The 20,518-nt window shown below is 72.1% G+C and carries 20 protein-coding genes; 12 read left to right on the plus strand and 8 right to left on the minus strand.

All coding sequences use genetic code 11. The features are described from left to right. Positions 1 to 32: 32 nt before the first annotated feature. Together QSK39_RS15260 and QSK39_RS15265 are read right to left on the minus strand one after the other, a co-directional pair. A complete protein-coding gene (locus QSK39_RS15260) occupies positions 33 to 443 on the minus strand; it encodes a hypothetical protein (RefSeq protein WP_285478398.1) in 411 nt (136 codons plus the stop codon). A gap of 374 nt (positions 444 to 817) precedes the next feature. Continuing rightward, the gene (locus tag QSK39_RS15265) at positions 818 to 1,459 is read right to left on the minus strand and encodes a TetR/AcrR family transcriptional regulator (protein WP_285478399.1); all 642 of its coding nucleotides are present in this window, start codon (positions 1,457 to 1,459) and stop codon (positions 818 to 820) included. Between the two features lie 280 nt (positions 1,460 to 1,739). Between QSK39_RS15265 and QSK39_RS15270 the strand changes: the two genes are divergently transcribed. Then, complete coding sequence (locus tag QSK39_RS15270) at positions 1,740 to 2,426, plus strand: hypothetical protein (RefSeq protein WP_285478400.1); 687 nt, start codon at positions 1,740 to 1,742, stop codon at positions 2,424 to 2,426. Here the strand turns inward: QSK39_RS15270 and QSK39_RS15275 are convergent. The 3 genes from QSK39_RS15275 to QSK39_RS15285 are packed head-to-tail and all read right to left on the minus strand — an operon-like array spanning position 2,414 to position 5,466. Beyond that, positions 2,414 to 3,535, minus strand: a complete 1,122-nt coding sequence (locus QSK39_RS15275; protein WP_285478401.1) for an epoxide hydrolase family protein — start codon at positions 3,533 to 3,535, stop codon at positions 2,414 to 2,416. The two genes, QSK39_RS15270 and QSK39_RS15275, sit on opposite strands and share 13 nt — an antisense overlap. A gap of 9 nt (positions 3,536 to 3,544) precedes the next feature. Next, the gene (locus QSK39_RS15280; protein WP_285478402.1) at positions 3,545 to 4,036 is read right to left on the minus strand and encodes a hypothetical protein; all 492 of its coding nucleotides are present in this window, start codon (positions 4,034 to 4,036) and stop codon (positions 3,545 to 3,547) included. Between the two features lie 14 nt (positions 4,037 to 4,050). Then, complete coding sequence (locus QSK39_RS15285) at positions 4,051 to 5,466, minus strand: amidohydrolase family protein (protein ID WP_285478403.1); 1,416 nt, start codon at positions 5,464 to 5,466, stop codon at positions 4,051 to 4,053. Between the two features lie 131 nt (positions 5,467 to 5,597). Between QSK39_RS15285 and QSK39_RS15290 the strand changes: the two genes are divergently transcribed. The 5 genes from QSK39_RS15290 to QSK39_RS15310 all read left to right on the plus strand — a co-directional run bounded on the left by QSK39_RS15290 (position 5,598) and on the right by QSK39_RS15310 (position 10,248). Then, positions 5,598 to 6,407, plus strand: coding sequence for an IclR family transcriptional regulator domain-containing protein (locus tag QSK39_RS15290; RefSeq protein ID WP_285478404.1), 810 nt, complete (start codon positions 5,598 to 5,600; stop codon positions 6,405 to 6,407). A gap of 65 nt (positions 6,408 to 6,472) precedes the next feature. Beyond that, positions 6,473 to 7,633 carry a CaiB/BaiF CoA transferase family protein gene (locus QSK39_RS15295; protein ID WP_285478405.1) on the plus strand — a complete coding sequence of 387 codons (1,161 nt, stop codon included), beginning with the start codon at positions 6,473 to 6,475 and terminating at the stop codon, positions 7,631 to 7,633. After that, on the plus strand, positions 7,626 to 8,417 hold the full coding sequence (locus QSK39_RS15300; protein ID WP_285478406.1) for a citryl-CoA lyase: 792 nt from the start codon (positions 7,626 to 7,628) through the stop codon (positions 8,415 to 8,417). Before QSK39_RS15295 ends, QSK39_RS15300 begins: the two co-directional genes overlap by 8 nt. 11 nt (positions 8,418 to 8,428) lie before the next feature. After that, positions 8,429 to 9,289 (plus strand): dioxygenase family protein, encoded by an 861-nt coding sequence (locus tag QSK39_RS15305; RefSeq protein ID WP_285478407.1) that lies wholly within the window; start codon positions 8,429 to 8,431, stop codon positions 9,287 to 9,289. Positions 9,290 to 9,294: 5 nt separating this feature from the next. Continuing rightward, positions 9,295 to 10,248 carry a quinone oxidoreductase family protein gene (locus QSK39_RS15310; RefSeq protein WP_285478408.1) on the plus strand — a complete coding sequence of 318 codons (954 nt, stop codon included), beginning with the start codon at positions 9,295 to 9,297 and terminating at the stop codon, positions 10,246 to 10,248. On the opposite strand, the gene QSK39_RS15315 is transcribed toward QSK39_RS15310, so the two are convergent. Together QSK39_RS15315 and QSK39_RS15320 are read right to left on the minus strand one after the other, a co-directional pair. After that, complete coding sequence (locus tag QSK39_RS15315) at positions 10,245 to 10,778, minus strand: carboxymuconolactone decarboxylase family protein (protein ID WP_285478409.1); 534 nt, start codon at positions 10,776 to 10,778, stop codon at positions 10,245 to 10,247. The genes QSK39_RS15310 and QSK39_RS15315 overlap by 4 nt on opposite strands. Before the next feature lie 112 nt (positions 10,779 to 10,890). Beyond that, positions 10,891 to 12,606 (minus strand): glycosyl hydrolase family 18 protein, encoded by a 1,716-nt coding sequence (locus tag QSK39_RS15320; RefSeq protein ID WP_285478410.1) that lies wholly within the window; start codon positions 12,604 to 12,606, stop codon positions 10,891 to 10,893. A gap of 286 nt (positions 12,607 to 12,892) precedes the next feature. Between QSK39_RS15320 and QSK39_RS15325 the strand changes: the two genes are divergently transcribed. The 4 genes from QSK39_RS15325 to QSK39_RS15340 all read left to right on the plus strand — a co-directional run bounded on the left by QSK39_RS15325 (position 12,893) and on the right by QSK39_RS15340 (position 17,280). Further along, positions 12,893 to 15,475, plus strand: a complete 2,583-nt coding sequence (locus QSK39_RS15325; protein WP_285478411.1) for an FtsX-like permease family protein — start codon at positions 12,893 to 12,895, stop codon at positions 15,473 to 15,475. Then, entirely contained in the window at positions 15,468 to 16,160 is a 693-nt protein-coding gene (locus QSK39_RS15330; RefSeq protein ID WP_285478412.1) for an ABC transporter ATP-binding protein, read from the plus strand. Before QSK39_RS15325 ends, QSK39_RS15330 begins: the two co-directional genes overlap by 8 nt. A 20-nt stretch (positions 16,161 to 16,180) precedes the next feature. After that, positions 16,181 to 16,843: an ABC transporter ATP-binding protein gene (locus QSK39_RS15335; RefSeq protein ID WP_285479908.1), complete on the plus strand. Its 663-nt coding sequence runs from the start codon at positions 16,181 to 16,183 to the stop codon at positions 16,841 to 16,843. A gap of 86 nt (positions 16,844 to 16,929) precedes the next feature. Next, entirely contained in the window at positions 16,930 to 17,280 is a 351-nt protein-coding gene (locus QSK39_RS15340; protein ID WP_284744951.1) for a VOC family protein, read from the plus strand. Here the strand turns inward: QSK39_RS15340 and QSK39_RS15345 are convergent. After that, positions 17,277 to 18,116 carry an oxidoreductase gene (locus QSK39_RS15345; protein ID WP_285478413.1) on the minus strand — a complete coding sequence of 280 codons (840 nt, stop codon included), beginning with the start codon at positions 18,114 to 18,116 and terminating at the stop codon, positions 17,277 to 17,279. The two genes, QSK39_RS15340 and QSK39_RS15345, sit on opposite strands and share 4 nt — an antisense overlap. Before the next feature lie 98 nt (positions 18,117 to 18,214). On the opposite strand from QSK39_RS15345, the gene QSK39_RS15350 reads away from it, so the two are divergent. Next, the gene (locus QSK39_RS15350) at positions 18,215 to 19,117 is read left to right on the plus strand and encodes a LysR family transcriptional regulator (RefSeq protein WP_285478414.1); all 903 of its coding nucleotides are present in this window, start codon (positions 18,215 to 18,217) and stop codon (positions 19,115 to 19,117) included. Between the two features lie 192 nt (positions 19,118 to 19,309). Then, a complete protein-coding gene (locus QSK39_RS15355; protein ID WP_285478415.1) occupies positions 19,310 to 20,494 on the plus strand; it encodes a cytochrome P450 in 1,185 nt (394 codons plus the stop codon). Positions 20,495 to 20,518 lie beyond the last annotated feature (24 nt).

Consider the following 20,518-nt stretch of genomic DNA (forward strand, 5'->3'; position numbering starts at 1 on the left):
GCTTCACCCGGATGGCAGGACCCGCGGACCGGTCACCGGATCGGCAGGAAGGCCGCGACGTCGGCGAGCGCGTCCAAGGTGGCGCGGTCGACGTGCCCGGTGGCGGTGTCGGCCTCGGCGACGACCATGCCGGGACCGTCCGGGCGGGATTCGTAGTGCAGCCCGGTCATCCGCACCCCGGTGATCCCGAGGACGGCCGCGATCTCCAGCGGCCGCACGTCGCCGCTGCCCTGCACCGCCTCGACCCGCTCGAACGCCTTCGCCTGCTCCTTCGACCGGAAACCGACTCGCACCACCGAGATCACCGCGGCGTTGCCGTGCCCGTCCCCGACCGCCAGCAGCATCCGGTCCAGCGCCGTGCACGGCGTCCCGGCCAGGAAGTCCCGCACCTTGCCCGACGCCGCCGCGACGCAGTCGCCCTCGCGCTCCAGCCGCCGGACCACGCGCTTGAGCTCCTTGACCTTGAGCCGGCTCCACGCCTCCTGCGGTTTCCCGCGTTTGGCGGACTCGCGAGCTTCGGCGCGGCGCGTCGTGAGCGAGCGGCCCGGCAGTGCGTCGACGACGTCGCCGGCGCTGTCCCGGCCAGCGCCTCCGGGGCCGCCCCGCCCGCCGCACCGCCGAAGGCCCCGGCCCCGCCCGCGCCCCCGGCGATCGCGGCGGCGGCGACCGCCGCGACGACCACGCCCGTCCCCTTGTCGCGGATATAGATCCGCTTGCCGTCCTTCGTGATCCAACGCCCCATGCGATCCCCCTCGACAGCATCATCGAGGCGATCACCGCGGCCGGGGGCGGGTGGCCGGAGACTGACCGGGATCTGTCAGGTCCGGGACTTCGCCGGCGGGTCGGTGTAGAGCGTGGCCCAGACGATGTCGGTGAGGACTTCGATGACGGTGGCGTCGCGGGCCGGGTCGGCTCCGCGCACCAGCTGGTAGCCCGCCCGCTCGACCATCCACGTGAGGACCGCCGCCGTCTCGGCCGGGTGGACCGGCCGCATCACCTCGGCGGCCTGGCCGCGTTCGATCGCTTCCCGGGTGGCGTCGATGATCGACTGCATCAGCGTGCGCAGCTCGTCGGCGACCGACGGGTCGTAGGCCGCCGTCTCGGTGATGATCGTGAAGGCCGCCGCCCGGTGGCGGTAGACGGCCACGATCGCCGTGATGGCCGTGGTCAGCCCCGCGCGGCCGGCGTGCTCCGCCGTCTCCCACCAGGCACCGGTCACGTCGCGCAGCTCGCTCAGCACGGTGGTGGCGAGCCGCCGGACCAGGTCGCCCTTGTCTTCGAAGTGGACGTAGAACGTCGAGCGGGAGATGCCGGCCGCCGCGGCCAGGCGCTCGACGCTCAGCTCGGTGAAGCTCGCGCCCGCGCCGACCAGCTCCTCGGTGGCCGCGAACAGGCGGCGCTCCAGCTCGTCCCGGCGGTCCTGGCGCTTGCCGGCGGCGGGCCGGGTGACTGAAGGCATCGGTTACTCCACATCGGCGATCCAGATCACCCGCATCCTAGCCGGACGCCAAGTCCGGACACAGTGTCCAGACATTGCGTCTTGACGCCGTGTCCGATTGCGGCGCATCCTGGGCCGACCGAGTCCGGGAGGCGCTATGCCGGTGTTGTGGGTTCTGTGGGGAATCGCCGTACTGAACGTCGTGGCGTTGGCGGTGAGCTTGGTGGTGTACCTGATCCGAGCTCGCGTCATGACCACTGTGGGCCCGGCGTTTCTCGCGACTCTGTTGGCGATATTCGCCATGGGGACGACGTTCGTCGGCGGCTTCAGCGGCCTGCTGCTCATCCTGCTGACCGACGCCGGCGTCGTCCTGATCGCGAGCACGGCCGTCCTGCTGGCCGGGGCCGCGTTCGTCGCGTCCCTCGTTCTCAAGCACAGGTGGCTGTTCCGGCGGGAATCCCGCGCCCGCACCCGAATCCTCTCCCGCAAGGAGGTGCTCGAGCTGATCCGGGCCGGGCTGGTGCACTCGCTCTCGCGCCGCGACGGCGTCCTGGAGGTGGACCTCAAGCTCGCCGCGGCCGCGGAGCCGGCGCTGCGGACCCGGCGCGCCCGCCCCCGCGACTACCTCGCGTTCGTGGCCGCCGCGGACGAACTCCTCGCCTCAGGCCGCAAAATCAGCTACGAGGACGAGACCGGCGAAGGCCCGTCGTCGACCGACCGCCGGTGGATCTCCGTCGAAGAGGCCGCCCGGCTGCTGGGGACCGGCGAGGTCAAGACCTTCGCCTGCGGCGGGGACGAGCGTTCCGCCGACGGCCGGCCGAGGACGTTCCGCGGGACCCCCACCGGGATCAAGCTGACCGACCGCGGCTGGGCGCGCCACCTGGCGATCGTCCCGGAAATGGCGAAGACCCTGCTGCCCCTCGCCCGCGTCGCCCGGGCGCGGTGGGGACGTCCGCACATCTCGATCGACGGCCGCTACGAACGGTAGGGGCGGAAGAAGTCCCTCAGCTCCTGGGCGTAGATCTCCGGTTCCTCGAACGCCGCGAAGTGCCCGCCCCGCTCCGGCTCGGTCACGCGGACCGTGTTCGCCATCCGGTCGAGCCACGCCCGCGGCGGCAGGACGATGTCGCCCGCGAAGAGCGCGAACCCCGAGGGCACTTCGACGCGGCGGGCCAGCTGGGCCGGCGGGATCGCCGCGTTCGCCCGGTACATTCGCATCGACGAGCCGATCGTCTGGGTCAGCCAGTAGATCGTGACGTTCGTGAGGATCTCGTCCTGGGTGAAGCGGAAGCCGTCGCTCCAGGACTGCATCTTCTCGACGATCCAGGCCGCCAGGCCGGCGGGCGAGTCGTTCAGGGCGGCCGCCGCCGTCTGGGGCTTGGTGCGGTGCATCGCCGCGTACGCGCCTTCGGCCGCGCCCCAGGTCGTCACCTCGGCCATCCAGTCGCGCTCTTCCGGCGTGAGGTCCGCCGGGTCGCCCGTGAAGATCGGGAGGCCCGCGTCCGTGCGGTGGACCGCCACCACCCGGTCGGGGTGGTCGAGCGCCAGGTAGCGGCTGACGTGACTGCCGATGTCGCCGCCCGCGGCGCCGAAGCGCGGGTAGCCGAGTTCCGTCATGAGCTCGGCCCACAGGCCGGCGACGGCGATGGAGTTCAGCGGCGTGCCGGGGCGCGAGGAGTACCCGAAGCCGGGCACGTCCGGGACGATCACGTCGAAGGCGTCGGCCGGGTCGCCGCCGTGCGCGCCGGGGTCGGTGAGCAGCGGGATCACCTTGGTGTAGCGCCAGAACGAGTCCGGCCAGCCGTGGGTGAGGACCAGCGGCAGCGCCGGCCCGGCCGCGCGGGCGTGCGCGTAGTGGAGGTCGTGGCCGCCCACGGAGATCTTGAACCGCGGGATGGCGTTCAGCTCGGCTTCGCGGGCGGGCCAGTCGAAGCCGTCCGCCCAGTACGCGACGAGCTCACGCAGGTACCCGACGTCGGTGCCGGCCGACCACCCGGCGTCCTCGGGCGCGTCCGGCCAGCGGGTGGCGCGCAGCCGCGTGCGGAGGTCTTCCAGGACCGCGGGGTCGGTCCGCGGGGCGAACGGGCGAGGCGTCATGTCACGACCTTAAGAGGTGAGCAAACCGATTACCGCGGCCGACTTCGCGTCGTCCAGGAAGCGCAGGCCCATGAAGTGGTCTCCGGTGGTGAAGCCGGGCAACGCCCAGAGTGCTTCGTAGGGCAGCCCGAGCGGCCGGTAGCGCCGCAGGCTGTAGACGTTGCTGAAGAGGCACTTGCCCGGGTCCGGGTTCCACAGGCGCCGCGCGAAGGCGGGGTTGCGGAAGCCGTGCCCGACTTCGGCGGTGGCTTGGACGTGCTTGCGGCCGGTGAACAGGACGACGTCGCCCGTGCGCACGGTGTCCATCCGGCGGTCGTACTTGTCCTTGGCGCCCCAGAACCGCGCCCGGCCGTTCGCGTGAAGTGCGGTCAGGCGGGCGAGGTCGGCCGGGTCGAGGAGGTCGGCGTACGCGCGGAAGTCCGCGGTGTTCTCGAGCGATTCCGCCCCGTACCGGCGGGCGTCGGCGGTGCCGTAGGCGGGCTGGATGAAGACCTGGACCACGGCACCACGCTAGTTCAGCCGCCGTGGGTGCTCTCGCTCTGGTAGGTCGTGTACGTGTACGGGTTGTCGAGGATCTTCGCCTCCGGGACGTCCGGGTTCATCCCCTTCGCCCACGCCTCCTCGCCCAGCTGCCCGCGCAGGTGGTCGACTGTCGACTCCACCTGGCGGCGGACCGCCGGGAGGTCCACGTCCACCAGCCGGCCGTCGCGCTTGACGATGCGGCCGCCGACCAGGACCGTGTGGACGTCGCCGCGCTGGGCCTGGAACGCCACGTGGCCGTACGGGTTCAGCAGCGGGAACGACACCGGCGAGTGCTCGTTCTTCAGCAGCACGACGTCCGCCTTCTTGCCGACCTCGAGGCTGCCGATGTCCGAGCGTCCCAACGCCGCCGCGCCGCCGCGGGTGGCCCACTCGACCACCTGCTCCGCACGCAACGCCGCGTGCGTCACCGTCTCGCCCTTCGCGTGGGCCTCCAGGTGCTCGCGGGAGCGGTCCGCGCCCAGGGTCGTGCGCATCGCCGAGAACAGGTCGCCGCTCCACCAGACCGAGGTGTCCATCGACAGCGACACCGGGATCCCGTACTGCCGCAGCGCCCACGTGGACGGGTAGCCCTGGCCCGCGCTCTGCTCGCTCTCCGTCGAGACCGACGCCGATCCGCCGGTCGCCGCGATCCGGTGGTAGGAGTCCGCCGACAGGGACGCGCTGTGCACGTAGATCGTCTCCGGGGTCATGAACCCGTGGTCGTGCATCAGCCGGATGCCGTCGTCGCCGGTCGCGCCCCAGACGCCCGCGTGCGTGGTCACCGGCACGCCCAGCTCGCGCGCCACCTCGAACGCCGGCTTCTCCGGGAACGCCGGGTCGCCCGTGACGTCGAACGCGAGCTGGAAGCCCAGGTCGCCGCCCGTGCGCCGGGAGACGAAGTCGCGGAAGTCGGGCGTGGCCGTCCACGTCGCCGGGGCGTCCTGGATGTTGCCGTAGGCCAGCACGAACCGGCCGGGCACCGATTCGAGCGCGTCGGCCGCCGCGTCGGCGTGCTGGGTGGTCTGCAGGCCGTGTGACCAGTCCACTGTGGTCGTGACGCCCGCTTCGAGTGCTTCCCACGCGCCGAGCACGTTGCCCGCGTGGATGTCCTCGGGGCGGAACACCTTGCCCCATTCGAGGTAGTACCAGACGAAGTACTGCGTGAGCGTCCAGTCGGCGCCGTAACCGCGCATCGCGGTCTGCCAGAGGTGCCGGTGGGTGTCGATCATCCCCGGCATGACGATGCCGCCCGCGGCGTCGATCTCGGTCGTGCCCGCCGGGACTTCGAGCGCGGGCCCGATCGCGGCGATCTCGCCGCCGGTGACCAGGACGTCTTCGCCGGGCAGCACCCGGTGGGCGTCGTCGAGGGTCAGCACCGCGCCGCCCCGCAGGACGATCGATCCGGTCATCACTGCCTCCGATTGCGTACACTCGTCCGCTCTACGGACACTCAGCGGGTGACGTCACCTTTGCCCAGCGCCGCGCCGCTGTCAATCCCCGGCGCTACGCTGCGGGGCAGGACTGCAGAGGGAGGTCGTGCATGCCACGCGAGGGAACGGGTCCCGACTTCATCGAAGCGCTGGCGCGCGGGCTCGAGGTGATCACGGCGTTCGGGCCGCACCGGCCGGAGATGACCCTGGCCGAGGTGGCGACGGCCACCGGCCTGGCCCGCCCGACCGCACGCCGGATCCTGCTCACCCTGGAGGAGCTGGGCTACGTCCGCGCCGGCGGCCGCGGCTACGCCCTGACCCCGCGCGTGCTCGACCTCGGCGTCGCCTACGTCCACTCGATGGGCCTGTGGGACATCGCCCGGCCGCACCTGGAACGCCTGGTCGCGCGGACGAACGAGTCGTGTTCGATCGCCCAGCTCGACGGGTCCGACATCGTCTACGTCGCCCGGGTCGCGGTGCCGAAGATCGTCGGGCTCACCGTGCAGATCGGCACCCGCTTCCCCGCCCTGCCGACGTCGCTGGGCAAGGTCCAGCTCGCCGCGCTGGCCCCCGCCGAGCTGGACGCGGTGCTGGCCCAGCCGACCCGCTCCGGGCTCGTCCCGCGCTGGCAGCCGGACCGGGCCGAGCGCGACGCCGAGCTGCGCGAGGTCCGCGCCCGCGGCTGGGCGCTCACCGACGAGCAGCTCGCGCTGGGGATCCGCTCGGTGGCCGCGCCGCTGCGGGACGGCTCGGGCCGGGTGATCGCCGGGGTCAACGTCAACTGCCACGCCGCCGAGACGCCGGTGGAGCGGCTCCTGGAGCACCACCTGCCGCTGCTGCTGCAGACCGCCGGGGAGATCAGCGCCGACTTCGCGCGGCTGCACGACGTCCCGCACGTGACGGTGCCCGCGGTGTCTTGACCTCCACGACGCCGGCGAGCAGACTGCGGACAAGCGTCCGTTAGACGGACAGGAAGGGGATCCGGGTGGGAAACAGCGCTGCCGGCCCGCTGTCCGGGCTGCTGGTCGCGGACTTCTCCCGGGTGCTCGCCGGGCCCTACGCCACGATGCTGCTCGCGGACATGGGCGCGGAGGTCGTGAAGGTCGAAGGGCCACAGGGCGACGAGACACGCACGTGGATGCCGCCGGTGCGCGGTGCCGTCTCGACCTACTACCTCGGGGTGAACCGGGGGAAGCGGTCGATCGCGCTCGACCTGCGCGAAGAGGCCGACGCCACCGTCGCCCGCGAGCTGGCGGCGCGCGCGGACGTGGTGATCGAGAACTTCAAGCCCGGCGGCCTGGCCAAGTACGGCCTGGACTACGACGCCGTCAGCGAAGCCAACCCCGGCAGCGTCTACGCCTCCATCAGCGGTTTCGGCTCGGGCGAAGGCCGGCACGTCCCCGGCTACGACCTGATGGTGCAGGCGATCTCGGGCCTGATGAGCCTGACCGGCGACCCGGACGGACCGCCGTACCGGGCCGGGATCTCGGTGTTCGACGTGATGGCGGGCAACCACGCGGTGATCGGCATCCTCGCCGCGCTGCGCCACCGCGACGCGACCGGCGAAGGCCAGCACGTCGAGGTCAACCTGCTGTCCTCGGCGCTGACCGGGCTGGTCAACCACAGCTCGGCCTACGCCGCGGGCGGGGTGGTGCCGTACCGGATGGGCAACGCCCACCCCAGCGTCTTCCCCTACGAGCCGCTGCCCACCGCCGACCACGACCTGATCGTCGCCGCGGCCAACGACGGGCAGTTCCGCCGCCTGTGCGAGGTGCTGGACCTGCCGGAGGTCCCCGACGACCCGCGGTTCGCCCGCAACGCCGACCGCACGAAGAACCGCGAAGAGCTGCGGCCGATCCTGGTCGAGCGGCTCGCGAAGAAGAGCGCGGTGGAGTGGTTCGACGCGCTGACCGACGTCGGTGTCCCGTGTGGACCGATCAACACCATCGACGGCGGGTTCGCGATGGCCGAGCGCTTCGGCCTCGACCCGATCGTCGAGGTCGGCGACGGCGACCGCGCGGTCCCCACGACCCGGCACCCGATCCGCTTCTCCGCGACCCCGGCCGCCTACCGGCTGCCGCCGCCGGAGCTCGACGAACACGGCGCCGAGCTGCGCGCCTGGCTCACGGAGACCACGGATGACTGACCCCGTCTACGAAACCGCGCTCGGATCGTCCACGAAGGACAAGATCACCCTCCTCGGCCAGGACCTCGCCGAAGACGTCATGGGGACCGTCGGGTTCGGCGAGCTGGCCTTCTGGCTGGCCACGCAACGGCGTCCGTCCCCCGGGGAGAGCCGGGTTTTCGAGGCGGTGCTGGCGGCGCTGGCCGACCACGGCTTCACCCCGACCGCGATCGTCACCCGGCTGACGTACCTGTCCGCGCCCGACTCGGTCCAGGGCGCGCTGGCCGCCGGGCTGCTCGGCGGCGGGTCGCGCTTCCTCGGCGTCACCGAGGACTGCGGCCGGTTCCTGCACGAGGTCCTCGCGGGCGCCGAAACACCGGCCGACGAGGCGGGCTGGGACGCCTTGGCCCTGAAGACCGTCGAGAAGACCCGTGCGGAGAAGAAGTTCGTCCCCGGGCTCGGGCACCACGTGCACAAGGACGGCGACCCGCGGACCCGGCGGCTGTTCGAGATCGCCGACGAGGAAGGCCTGCGCGGCCCGCACCTGGAGCTGTTCGCCGCCATCGGCCGGGTCCACCCGCAGGTGCTCGGCAAGACCCTGCCGCTCAACGGCGCCGGCGTCTGCGGTGCCGCGCTGGCCGACCTCGGGCTGCCGCTGGAGCTGCTGCGCGGGTTCGCGCTGCTGGCCCGGACCGCCGGGCTGATCGGCCAGCTCGCCGAAGAGCTGCGCCACCCGGTCGCGAACGACATCTTCCTGTCGGTAGACCTGAACAACCGGCCGGTCCCGCCGGACCCGCAACGCTGAGAGGAACGCCGATGCAGCTCGTCACCGAGGACAACATCACCGAGCTCGCCGCGCAGCGCTGGGCGAGCGCGCACGACCCGCGCACGGCGGAGGTCATGGCCGCCCTCGTCCGGCACCTGCACGCCTTCGCCCGTGAGGTGCGGCTGAGCGAGACCGAGTGGATGGCCGCCATGCGGTGGCTCACCGAAACCGGGCAGATCAGCGACGAGAAGCGCGAAGAGTTCATCCTCGCCTCCGACGTGCTCGGCCTGAGCATGCTGGTGGTGCAGATGAACCACGCCTTCGACGCCAAGGCGACCCCGGCCACCGTGCTCGGCCCGTTCCACATCGACGGCTCGCCGGAGAAGGAGTTCGGCGGCGACATGTCCGACGGCCTGCCCGGCACGCCGCTCTACGTCACCGGCACCGTCACCGGGCTCGACGGCTCCCCTGTCGCCGGCGCGGTCCTCGACGTCTGGCAGGCCGACGAAGAAGGCGCCTACGAGTCGCAGATCCCGGACATCGACGAAGCCCGGCTGCGTGCGAAGTACACCGCGCGCGCCGACGGGACCTACTGCCTGCGCACCATCGCGCCGAAGGGCTACTCGATCCCGATGGACGGCCCGGTCGGCGAGCTCATCGGCGGCACCGACATCAGCCACTTCCGCCCGGCCCACGTGCACTTCCTGATCAACGCGGCCGGCTACGAGCCGCTGATCACGCACCTGTTCCAGGAGGGCGCCGAGTACCTCGACAGCGACGTCGTGTTCGGCACCAAGCAGGAGCTGGTCGTCACCTTCGAGTCCCGCGACCCGGGGCCGACGCCCGACGGCGGCGAGTCCGCCGAGCCGTGGCTCGAGGCGCGCTACGACTTCGTCCTCCAGCCCGTCTGACGCCGGTGCGCGCGGCGGAGATCCGGGCGGCCGGCGGTCCCCCGGTGGTGGCCGACCGGCCGGTGCCCGAACCCGGGACCGGCGAGGTGGCGGTGAGCGTGACCGCCGCGCCGATCACCCCGCTCGACCTGCTCTGCGCGTCCGGCACGTCCTACTTCGGCGCGCCTGAGACGCCGTACGTGCCGGGGGTCCAGGGGGTGGGGGTGCTGACGCGCCCGACGCCGACCGAGGCGGCCGGGACCGCGGTCTGGTTCGCCACGACCGCGGGCATGCGGCCCGGCGACGGCAGCATGGCCGAGCACGCCGTCGCCGCGCCGGGCGACCTGGTGGTCCTGCCGCCGGGCGCCGACCACGCCCTCGTGGCGGCGCTCGGCCTGTCGGCGGTGGCGGCGTGGATGTGCTTGACCGGGAAGGGAACCCTCGTCCCGGGCGAGACCGTGCTCGTGCTCGGCGCCGGCGGGGTGGTCGGCCAGTCGGCGGTGCAGCTGGCGCGGGTGGCCGGGGCCGGGCACGTCGTCGCGTGCGCGCGCTCGGACGCCGCGCTGGAGCGGGCCCGGCGGCTCGGCGCGGACACCGTCGTGCGGCTGGAGGAGAACGACGACGTCGAAAGCCTGGCGCGCCGGCTCGGCGAGGTCCCGGTGGACCTGGTGATCGATCCGGTGTCCGGGATCCCGGCCGCGGCGGCGCTGCGGGCCCTGCGCCCGGGCGGGCGGCTGGTGAACCTCGGCGGTGCGGCCGGCGACGAGAGCCCGCTGTCCTCGGCCGTGCTGCGCAGCAAGTCGCTGCACATCCACGGCTACACGAACAACGAGCTCGACGCCGGCCGCCGCCGCGAAGCACTCCTCACGGTGGTGGGGCACGCGATGGCCGGGGCGCTCACCGTCGACTACGAGCGCGTCCCGCTGCGCGACGCGGGTGCGGTGTGGACGCGCCCCGGCCGGGTCGTGCTGGCGCCCTAGCGGAGGTAGCCGTTCTCGACCAGCCGCTTGCCGATCAGGTCGAAGACGGCCGGGTCCTCCGGCACGACCGTGGCCAGGCCGTCGACGTACCGGTTGAACATGCAGAACGCGGCCGCGATCAGGACCGTGTCGTGCAGCTCGGTGTCGGTCGCCCCTTCCGCGCGGGCGGCGGCGACCAGTTCTTCGGTGACCGCGCGGCCCGTCTCGCGCACGGCGAGCGCGATCCGCAGCAGCGCCTTGAGCTTCGCCGACACGGGGGCGTCGTCGATCCCGCCGCGCGTGGCGTCGACGACGGCCTGGCCGCCGTCGATGGTCTGGGCCGCCACGGCGGCGTGGCTGCCGGTGCAGAACCGGCACTCGTTGCCCTGGGACACGACGGTCGCGATCAGCTCGCGTTCCCCGACGGTGAGGGTGCTGGGGCCGCGCAGCAGGACCTCGCCCAGCGCGCCGAGCGGCGTGGCGGTCTCCGGCCGGTAGGCGAAGAGCGCCGAAATGCCCGGCAGCTGCGGGTCGAGCGGGATGTGCGGCATCAGGTCCTCCTCGCGGGGGCGAACGTTCTCCTCGTGAGTCTTTCGGCCGGCGGCGGCCCGGCCAACCTCCGCGTTGCCCAACCGGGCCGCCGCCGAAAGGATCAACCGAGGATCAGCTGACGGTGAAATCGTCGGCGTAGAGGGCACTTTGGCCGTACCAGCCGTGGACGTACACCGTCACCGCGCCGGACGCGCCGGTCGTGAACGGCACCGACAGCTGGGTCCAGCCGCTGCTCGAGGTCCACGTGCTGGCGGTCGCGCCGCCCCGGACCCCGACGTAGGCGTAGCTGCCCTGCACCCACGCCTTGAGCGTGTAGGCGTGGTTCGGCGCGAGCGTGACGTTCTGCGCCGCTTCCCCGGTGGCCGAGGAGGTGGGCACCACCTGCAGCGCGTGGGTCCCGGAGTGGGCCGGGGTGGCGACGATCGCGTCACCCGCGGCGCTCCACGGGCTCAGCGCACCGGTCTCGAACCCGCCGTTGACGACCGAGCCGCCCGGGGCGGTGCCGTTGACCGTGAGGGTGAAGGTGGCGCTGTGGCTGCCGGCGGTCCCGGCGCCGGTCACGGTGAGCGGGTACACCCCGGGGACGGCGGCGGCGGTCGTGGCGACCGAGAGGGTCGCGCTGCCGCCCGCGGTCACCGAGCCCGGGCTGACCGACGCGGTGACGCCGGCCGGGGCACCGGTGACCGAGAGCGTCACCGGCTGGGCGGAGCCGGAGGTCACGGCGGTGCTGATCGTCGCCGAGGCCGAGGCACCCGGGTTCACCGCGGCCGAGGCCGGGTTCGCCGAGACGGAGAAGTCGTTGCCCGGCACGGTGGTGCCGCCGGTGAACGGCTCGAAGGCGTGGCTGAAGAACCACGTGTCCTGGGCGATGCCGGAGCAGTTGTCGGCGGCGGCACCGCCGGGGCAGCTGCCGTTGTCGCGTTGCAGGGCCCAGAACGACAGCTCGTTGATGCCCTTCGAGACCGCCCAGTTGTAGACGGTGGCCGCGTCGGCGGTCGTGAACGTCTCGGCCGGGCCGAAGTCGTCGACGCCGATCATCTCGGTGATCCCGACGCTCGCCCACAGCTGTGCCTGGGTCTTGCCGGGGTACAGCGCGCCGAGCTGGGAGACGAGCCCGGTGGCCGAGGTCTGGGTGTCGGTGGCCATCTGGTGGGCGGCGTTGTCGTAGTAGTCGAAGGTCATCATGTTGACCACGTCGACGCGGGTGCCGTTGGAGACGGCGTTGCGCAGTACGGCCAGGCCGCTGTCGGCGAGGCCGCGGGTGGTCGTGGGCAGGGTGTAGGAGATCTGCAGCGACCGCCCGGACGCCGCGGCCCAGTCCTGGACCTTCTTGATGGCCTTGTTGCGGCGGTCGATGCCCGCCGAGTTGGTGAGCGAGTTGTCCTCGATGTCCATGTCGAGGCGGGGGACGTCGTAGGTGGTGATCACCGACTCGTAGGCGGCGGCGATCGAGTCCACGTTCGTGCAGCTGTCGGCGATCTCGGTGCCGGTGTTGTCGGCGGTGTAGCCGCCGAAGGACGGGATGACGTCGCCACCGCGGGAGCGGATGGTGGCGATGTCGGAGCCGAAGACGCCGGTGGAGATCGGCATCCCGCTGTCGCCGTTCCAGTAGACGGTGCAGGATCCCTTGGTGGCGGCCTGGATGAACGCCATCGTGAGGTGCTTGGCGCCCGACTGCTGGGCCAGCGCGGCGGGGCTCTCACCGGTCCAGGCTTCGAAGTACGGCGCGAAGACGTGCGTGGGCAGCGGCGTCGCGGCTTGGGCGGTTCCGGCGCCGGCGACCAGCGATCCGGTCGAGATCGCTGTCAGGGCAAGAAAAACGGACATTCGGGAGAAAGGTCTGCGTCGACGCATCTGCGCTCCAGTGCCGGCGGGGAGCCGTGCCGCGGCGTAACACGGCGAGAACGTCTTCAGGATTGGATCAGACCAATATCGACGTCAAGGTCTAGACCATTAAACCGGCCGGATGGCCGCACGCGTTGCTCGCTCCCCAATCGACGGCCGATGACGGCGTGTGAGCAACAATCGAATACAAAAACGTGCCAACTCCTGCGATCTGCCGGTAGCGTGCGCGTCCATGCGGGTGAAATGGGGGAAGATTGGACAGCGCAGAGTGACCAAGCCGTGGCGTGCGGCACCGAAGGCCGCCCTCTCCAGCCCGCTCACCCTCATCGTCGCGGCGGTGACCTCGCTGCTCGCCTGCTTCCTCGGCACGGCCGCGGTCCTGCAGGCCTCCGCCGCCGGCGGCGCGGCGATCGCCTACCAGACCGGGATCACCTGCCCCGACAGCTACGGCCCGGTCTTCGGCAAGGGCAACATCCCCGTCCAGGACATCCCGGCCGTCACCGGCGCCGTGCAGCGCCACGCCGGCGCGCACGGCTTCGGCACCCCGGTCGTCGGCCAGTACACCACCGTCCTGCCCGGCACCCAGTTCAACGGCGACCCGCACTACAAGATCCGCCTCGCCTACCGCGACCAGGCCGGTCTGGACAACCTGACGCTGCAGCAGGGCAGCCGCGCCCCCGGGCTGTGGCTGGGCAACGTCGTCGCCGACGCCGAGCACATCGGCATCGGCGCGAAGCCCAGCATCCGCGGCGACGTCCTGCCGCCGGTCACCGGCATCTACCGCGACCTGGTCGACCCGCCACCGCGGTGGTGGTGCTCGCAGCAGTCCGGCGCCGTCGTCGACCGGCTGGCCAACGACCCCATCGACTCGATCGTGTTCGCCACCGACCGCAAGACCTTCGACGACGCGATCCGGGCGATCGGCCTGCCGAAGATGCAGTACTTCCACATCTCCTTCTACGAACCGGCCCCGGCCACCCTCAGCGCCGCCGAAGACCTCCTGCAGCGCTCCCGCGACCTCGTCACCGACGTCCGCGCGGACCTGACCGCCCAAGGGCTCGGGAACCTCGTCCCCGGCGACGTCCCGACGTTCGAGCGCTCGGTGCAGATCGCCCGCCAGGCCCAGGACAACGTGTTCGTCTCGATCCTGCCGCTCGCGCTGATCAGCGTCCTGGTCGGCTGCGCCGGCCTCGGCACCGTCGCCCTGCAGTGGTACCAGCGGCGGCACGCGCAGCTGCGGCTGCTTTCGGCGCGCGGCAGCGGCCCGGGCGCCCTCGGCGGCCTCGCCGTCGCCGAACTGGGCCTGCCGATCCTGCTCGGCGGCGCCCTCGGCGCGGCCGCCGCCCGGCTGCTGCTGGGCGTGTACGGCCCACCCGGCGCGCCCGACCCCGACGCCGAACTGCGCGCCGGCACCGTCGCCGCGGGCGTGCTGGTCGTATCGCTCGCGCTGCTGGCCCTGATCGTCGCCGTGCGCGCGCACCGCGAGTTCGAACTCGGCCGCGTCCGCCGCGGCGGCAACCGGATGCGGCTGCTCGGGTACTTCCCGTGGGAGCTCGCGACGGCCGGCATGGCGTGGCTCGGCTGGACCCGCCTGGCCCACTACAGCACCGGCTCCCGCCTCGGAAATCCATTACCCCAGGTCGACCCGCTGGCCCTGACCTACCCGGTGTTCGTCGTGCTCACCGTCGGCCTGCTGACCGCACGGCTGGCGTGGCTGGCCCTGCACGCCTCCCACCGGGCCCGGTTCTGGTCCCGCCCGGCCCTGCAGCTGGCGATCCGGCGGCTGGCCGGCGCCCGCGCCCCGGTGACCGGCGTCCTGGTCATCGGCACCCTCGCCATCGGCACGCTGGCCACCGGCCTCGGCATCGCCAACGGCCAGGAAGCCGCGCTCGACACGAAGTCGGCGATCTTCGTCGGCGGCAACGCCCGCCTCGACACCGACAGCCCGATCGGGATGGGCACCGTCGCGATGCCCGCCGCGCTGGCCGGCACCAGCACCGTCGTCGGCGAACTGACCGGCACCGGCAGCGTCGTGCTCGTCGTCGACCCCGCGACGTTCACCAAGGGCGCCGCCGTCGGGGACATCCCGGCGACCGACCTCGACGGCCTGCTGCGGAAGATCTCCCAACCCGACCCCCACGGCACACCCGTGATCCGCATCGGCCACACCGCGAAGCAGCGCGCCCAGCTGCCAGGTGGGCTGCGCGACGCCGTCACCGTCGCCGACCTGCCGGTCTTCCCGATGATCGGCACCTCACCCGGCTACGTCGTCTCCCGCACCGCACTCGACCACGAGCAGCTCGACGGGATCCCGAAGTGGAGCGTCCTGACCGGCGCGTCGCTGGCCGACGCGACCACCGCCCTGCGCGCCGCGGGCGTGTTCATCCCCAACCGGATCAGCCGCGAAACCGCGCTCGACGGCCTGCCGTTCTTCGTCGTCTCGTGGACGTTCTCCTTCGTGGCGCTGCTCGGCGCGGTCCTCGGCGTCGTGGCGATCCTCGCCCTGCTCGTCGCGGTCGAAGTCCGGCGACGGCAGAACGCCCTCGCCGGGGCGCTGGTGCTGCGGATGGGCATGCGGCCGCGGACCCTGCTGGCCAGCCACCTGATGGAATTGGGCGCGCTCAGCGGGCTGGCGATCGTCGTCGGCGTGGTCTGCGGGGTCTCCGTGGCCGGGCTGTCCGTGCCGCGCTTCGACCCGGCGACCTTCCTCGCGCCACGCTCCGAACTGCCCGACCCGCTGCCGTTCGTGCTGACCGTGCTCGTCGTCGGGGTGCTCGTCGTGGCCCTGGCCGGCTGGATCGCGGTGCGCTCGGTGCGCACCGCCCGGACCGCGGAGCTGATCCGTGCCTGACAAACCGATCTTCACCCTGCGCGGCATCGGCGTCGACTACCCGACCCCGGCCGGCGTCGTCACCGGCGTCGACGACGTCACCTTCGACGTCCCCGCCCACGGCATGACCGTCTTCGCCGGACCGTCGGGCTCCGGGAAGTCGACCCTGCTGCGCGTACTGGGCCTGTTCGAACAGCCCGTACGCGGCACCCTGACCTTCCAGGGCGCCGACGTCCGCAAGCTCAAGCACCGCGAGCGGCGCGCGCTGCGCCGCCACCACCTCGGCTTGGTGTTCCAGAACCCCTCCGACAACCTGCTCGGCTACCTCTCGGTCGCCGAGAACCTGCGGGCCGCGGCCGAAGCCGCCGGGACCGACTGCACCGCCGAGGACATCCTCGGGCAGCTCGGCCTGCACGGCACCGGCGACTGGAAGATCTCCGCGCTCTCCGGCGGCCAGCAGCAGCGGCTGGCGTTCGGGTGCGTGCTCGCCGCGCGCTCCACGGTGATCCTGGCCGACGAACCGACCTCCCAGCTCGACGAAGCCTCGGCCGACCTCGTGCTGGACACCCTGCAGTACCTGGTGGACCAGGACTTCGCCGTACTGGTCGCCTCCCACGACGAACGCCTCATCGACCTCGGCGCACGCGTGGCCCGGCTGCACAAGGGCACGCTCGACGGCGTCGAAGAACGGGAGCCGCAACGGTGACCACGGAAGTCACGCCGTCCATGCTGGAAGCCGTCGGGCTGCGCCGCAGCTTCGCCCACCCCAGCGGCGACATCGAGGTCCTGCGCGGACTCGAACTGCGCGTCGCCGCCGGCGAGCTCGTGACGGTCTCGGGCCGCTCCGGCTCCGGCAAGAGCGCCCTGCTGGCGCTGCTGTGCGGGTTCGACTCCCCCGACTCCGGCTGCGTCCTGCTCGACGGCGTCCCCATCAGCGGCGCCCCGCCGTGGCACACCTGCGCGGTGCTGCCCCAGGCCCTCGGGCTCGCCAACGAACTCACGATCGCCGAAAACGTCGCCCTCCCCCTGCGGCTGCGCTCCGACGTACCCCGCCCGTCGCCCGCCGCGATCCACGCCCGCGTCACCGAACTCCTGGACGAGCTGGGCATCGGCGAACTCGGCGACCGCTACCCCCTCGAGGTGTCGTTCGGCCAGCAGCAACGCGTCGCCCTCGCCCGCGCGGTCGCCGGGAAGCCCCGCGTCCTGCTCACCGACGAGCCGACCGCCCACCTCGACGCCGGCAGCACCCCCCGGGTCCTGCGCCTGCTGCGCCGCTGCGCGCAGGAGGGCGCGGCGGTGATCGTCGCGACCCACGACGACGAGGTCCACCGCATCGCCGACCGCCGCGTCCGCCTCCTCGACGGAGTGCTCACCGCCCTGCTGGACTAACCGATCAGGAATCGAGAAGCGCTGGTCACCGGGCCGCGAATAGCGTCATCGCCGTACCGCACCACCGACTTCAGGAGCAACCCGCGATGAGCACCCAGGGGATCAAGACCGTTCTCCACCCCGTCACCGACGTGGCCGCCGCCAAAGCCGTCTACACCGCCCTGCTCGGCATCGAACCCGTGGCCGACGCCCCCTACTACGTCGGCTACGACACCGAAGGCCAGCACATCGGCCTCGTGCCCAACGGCGCGCAGCAGGGCATGACCGGCCCGGTCACCTACTGGCACGTCAGTGACATCGCCGCCAAGCTCGCCGAGGTGACCGCCGCGGGCGCGAAGGTCAAGGACGAACCGAAGGACGTCGGCAACGGCCGCCTGGTCGCGACCTTCACCGACGCCGACGGCAACGTCCTGGGCCTGCTCGAAGACCCCGCCTAATCCAGCGCGGTCGCCCGGCTGACCTCCTCCCAGGCCGCCAGGTCCGCCGCGAGCGCCTCGTGCTGGGCCCGGATCGCCGCCACGGCGTCCGCGCCCAGCGCGAGGTGCAGCGGCGCGTCCGCACTGCCGACCGCCCGCACGATCGCCGCGGCCGCCTTGGCCGGGTCGCCCGGCTGGGTACCGTCCATCGACTCCACCGCATCCCGCGTGCCCGACGTCGACACCGCGTAGGCGTCGATCGTGCGGGACCGACGCATCCGGCCACCGCCGAACTCCGTGCGGAACGCACCCGGCTCCACGATCAGCACCCGCACCCCGAACGGCTTCACCTCTTCCGCAAGAGCCTCGGACAAACCCTCCAACGCGTACTTCGCCGCACTGTAAGCACCGAACCCGGGCATCGACAGCTGCCCGCCCATCGAACTGATCTGCACCACCGTGCCGCTGCCCTGCGCACGCAGGTGCGGCAGCACCGCCTTCGTCACCGCCACCGCGCCGAAGAACATCACCTCCATCAGCGCACGCAGCTCCTCCAGCGTGAGTTCCTCGACCGCGCCGACCGACCCGTTGCCGGCGTTGTTGACCACGACGTCGATCCGGCCGAACTCCGCCAGCGCCGTCTTCACCGCCGCGTCGACCTGCCCGGCATCGGTCACGTCCAGCGCCGCCGTCCGGACCCGGTCCCCGCCACGCTCCTGCAGCTCGCCCAGGGTCTCCGGGCGCCGCGCGGTGGCCAGCACCCGGTCACCCGCGGCCAGCGCGGCCAGCGCGATCTCCCGCCCGAACCCGGCCGAGCAGCCGGTGATCAGCCAGACGCGGCCGTCGGTGTTCGTCATCTTCACGTTCCTCCCAGTGGATTCCTCCCTGCCATCCTGGGGACGATCACGACCGCGCCGCCAACACCGATCTCCTGCCAGGGCTACAGTCCCAGCCTGTGACTCCCGAGCTGCGACAGCTTCGCTACTTCGTCGCCGTCGCCGACGAAACCAGCTTCACGCGCGCCGCCACCGGCCTGCACATCGCCCAGCAATCCCTCTCCCAGCAGATCACCGTGCTCGAACGCAGCCTCGGCACGCGCCTGTTCGACCGCGACACCCGCGGCACCCGCCTCACCGCCGTCGGCGAGCTCTTCCTCCCCGAAGCCCGCGCGGTCCTGGCCCGCGCCGACGAAGCCGTCGCGACCCTCGCACGGGCGGTGCGCGGCGAGATCGGCACCATCCGGCTCGCCTTCCTCACCACCACGGCGAACTACCTGCTGCCCCCGGTGGTCCGCGCCGTCCGCGAACGGTTCCCCGACCTCACCGTGACGACCGCCGAAGCCTCCATCGCCGAACTCGTCGACGGCTTGCGCGAACGCCGCTTCGACCTCGCCTTCACCCGGCCACCCCTGGTCGACGGCCTCGCCTCCCGGACCCTGCTCACCGAGGAAGTGTGCGCCGTCCTCCCCACCGGCCACCCCCTCGCCGGACGCACGTCCCTGAACCTGGCCGACCTGGCCGCGGAACCGTGGGTGCTGACCCCGCGCAGCACCTGGGAACCCTGGCACCGCAGCTACGACGCCGACTTCGCCGCCGCCGGCTTCACCCCGCACGTCGTCCAGCGCGCCGCCACCGTGCAAGGACTGCTCGGCCTCGTCGCCGCCGGCGTCGGCATCACCCGGCTCACCCGCTCCTCCCACAGCCTGCGCCGCAGCGGCGTCGCGTTCGTCCCCCTCGAGGACGACCTCGCCCGGACCGAACTCGTGTGGGTACCCGGCCACGACAACCCCGCGATCCCGGTCATCGCCGACGTCGCCGCCGAACTCGCCGCGACCACCGACCTCACCGAAGCCGGATAGCCCGCCCCGAATCGCGAAGCTTGCCCGATCTCACCCCATTAACATCGAAAGTTGATCGACAAGCCCATTTCGTTGACAACCGTGATCACCTTTTCTTGTTGACGCCCAACCAGGCACGCCAATAACCTGTTCAATGTCAACGAATGAATTTCTTCGTTCTGGGGAAATCGGTTTCAGCGAAGGAGCCGCGGGATGAACTCGCCCGAAGTCCGCCCACCGTCACTGGAAGACGGCGGATCCGCGTTGTTCGCATGGGTCGACGAGATGCGCGAGAACCACCCGGTCATCGAGGACGACAACGAAACCTGGCACGTATTCCGGCACGCCGACGTCCGCCGCATTTTCACCGATCACCAGTCATTCTCCTCCGACCCGGGATTACTCCTTCCGGACACCGCCGAAGCCGTCCGCGGCAATATGGCGGCCGTCGACCCACCCGTCCACCACCGCCTGCGGAAACTGGTCAGCAAAGCCTTCACCCCCAAAGTCGTCGCCGACCTCGAACCGCGGATCGTCACCGCCACCGACACCCTCATCACCGAAATGGCGCAACGCGACGACCCCGACCTCATCCGCGACCTCGCCTACGCACTACCCGTCGTGGTCATCGGCGACCTCATCGGCATCCCACCCGAAGACCGCACCCTCTACCGCGGCTGGGCCGACGCCCTCCTCGCCGGCGGCGGCCCCCAGGAAGACGGCACCAACCTCACCGAGGTCATGGAGACCTACCTCGCCGCCTTGCTCGCCCAGCGCCGCCGCGACCCCGAAGACGACCTGTTCAGCGCCCTCGCCCACGCCGAAGTCGACGGCGAACGCCTCGCCGACCACGAAGTCCTCAACTTCGCCTCCCTGCTGCTGGCCGCCGGCCACATCACCACCACCATGATGCTCGGCAACACCGTGCTCTCCCTGCACGAATTCCCCGAAGCCGCCGCCGCGGTCCGCCGCGACCCCAGCCTGATCCCCAGCCTCCTCGACGAAGTCACCCGTCACCGGCCCCCGATCATGCGCCTCCTGCGGATCAGCACCACCGACGTCGACCTCGGCGGCGTCACCATCCCCGCCAAGTCGATGGTCACCCCCTGGGTCCTCGGCGCCAACCGCGACCCCCGCCACCACACCCGGCCCACCGAGTTCGACCCCCGCCCCCGCAAGGAAGCCAACCTCGCCTTCGGCGGCGGCGTCCACTTCTGCCTCGGCGCACCCCTGGCCCGCCTCGAAGGACGAGTCGTCTTCGAACAACTGCTGGACCGCTTCGACGACATCCGCGTCCGCGACGGCGTCCAGGTCGGCTACCCCTCACCGATGATCTTCGGCGTCCGGGAACTGCCGGTCGACCTCGTCCCCCGCCACGTCGTCGCCCGCACGGCGTGACCGGTGACGCACACCCCGCCCACC

This window comes from Amycolatopsis sp. NBRC 101858 (genome assembly GCF_030269325.1).
Lineage (GTDB): Bacteria > Actinomycetota > Actinomycetes > Mycobacteriales > Pseudonocardiaceae > Amycolatopsis > Amycolatopsis ponsaeliensis.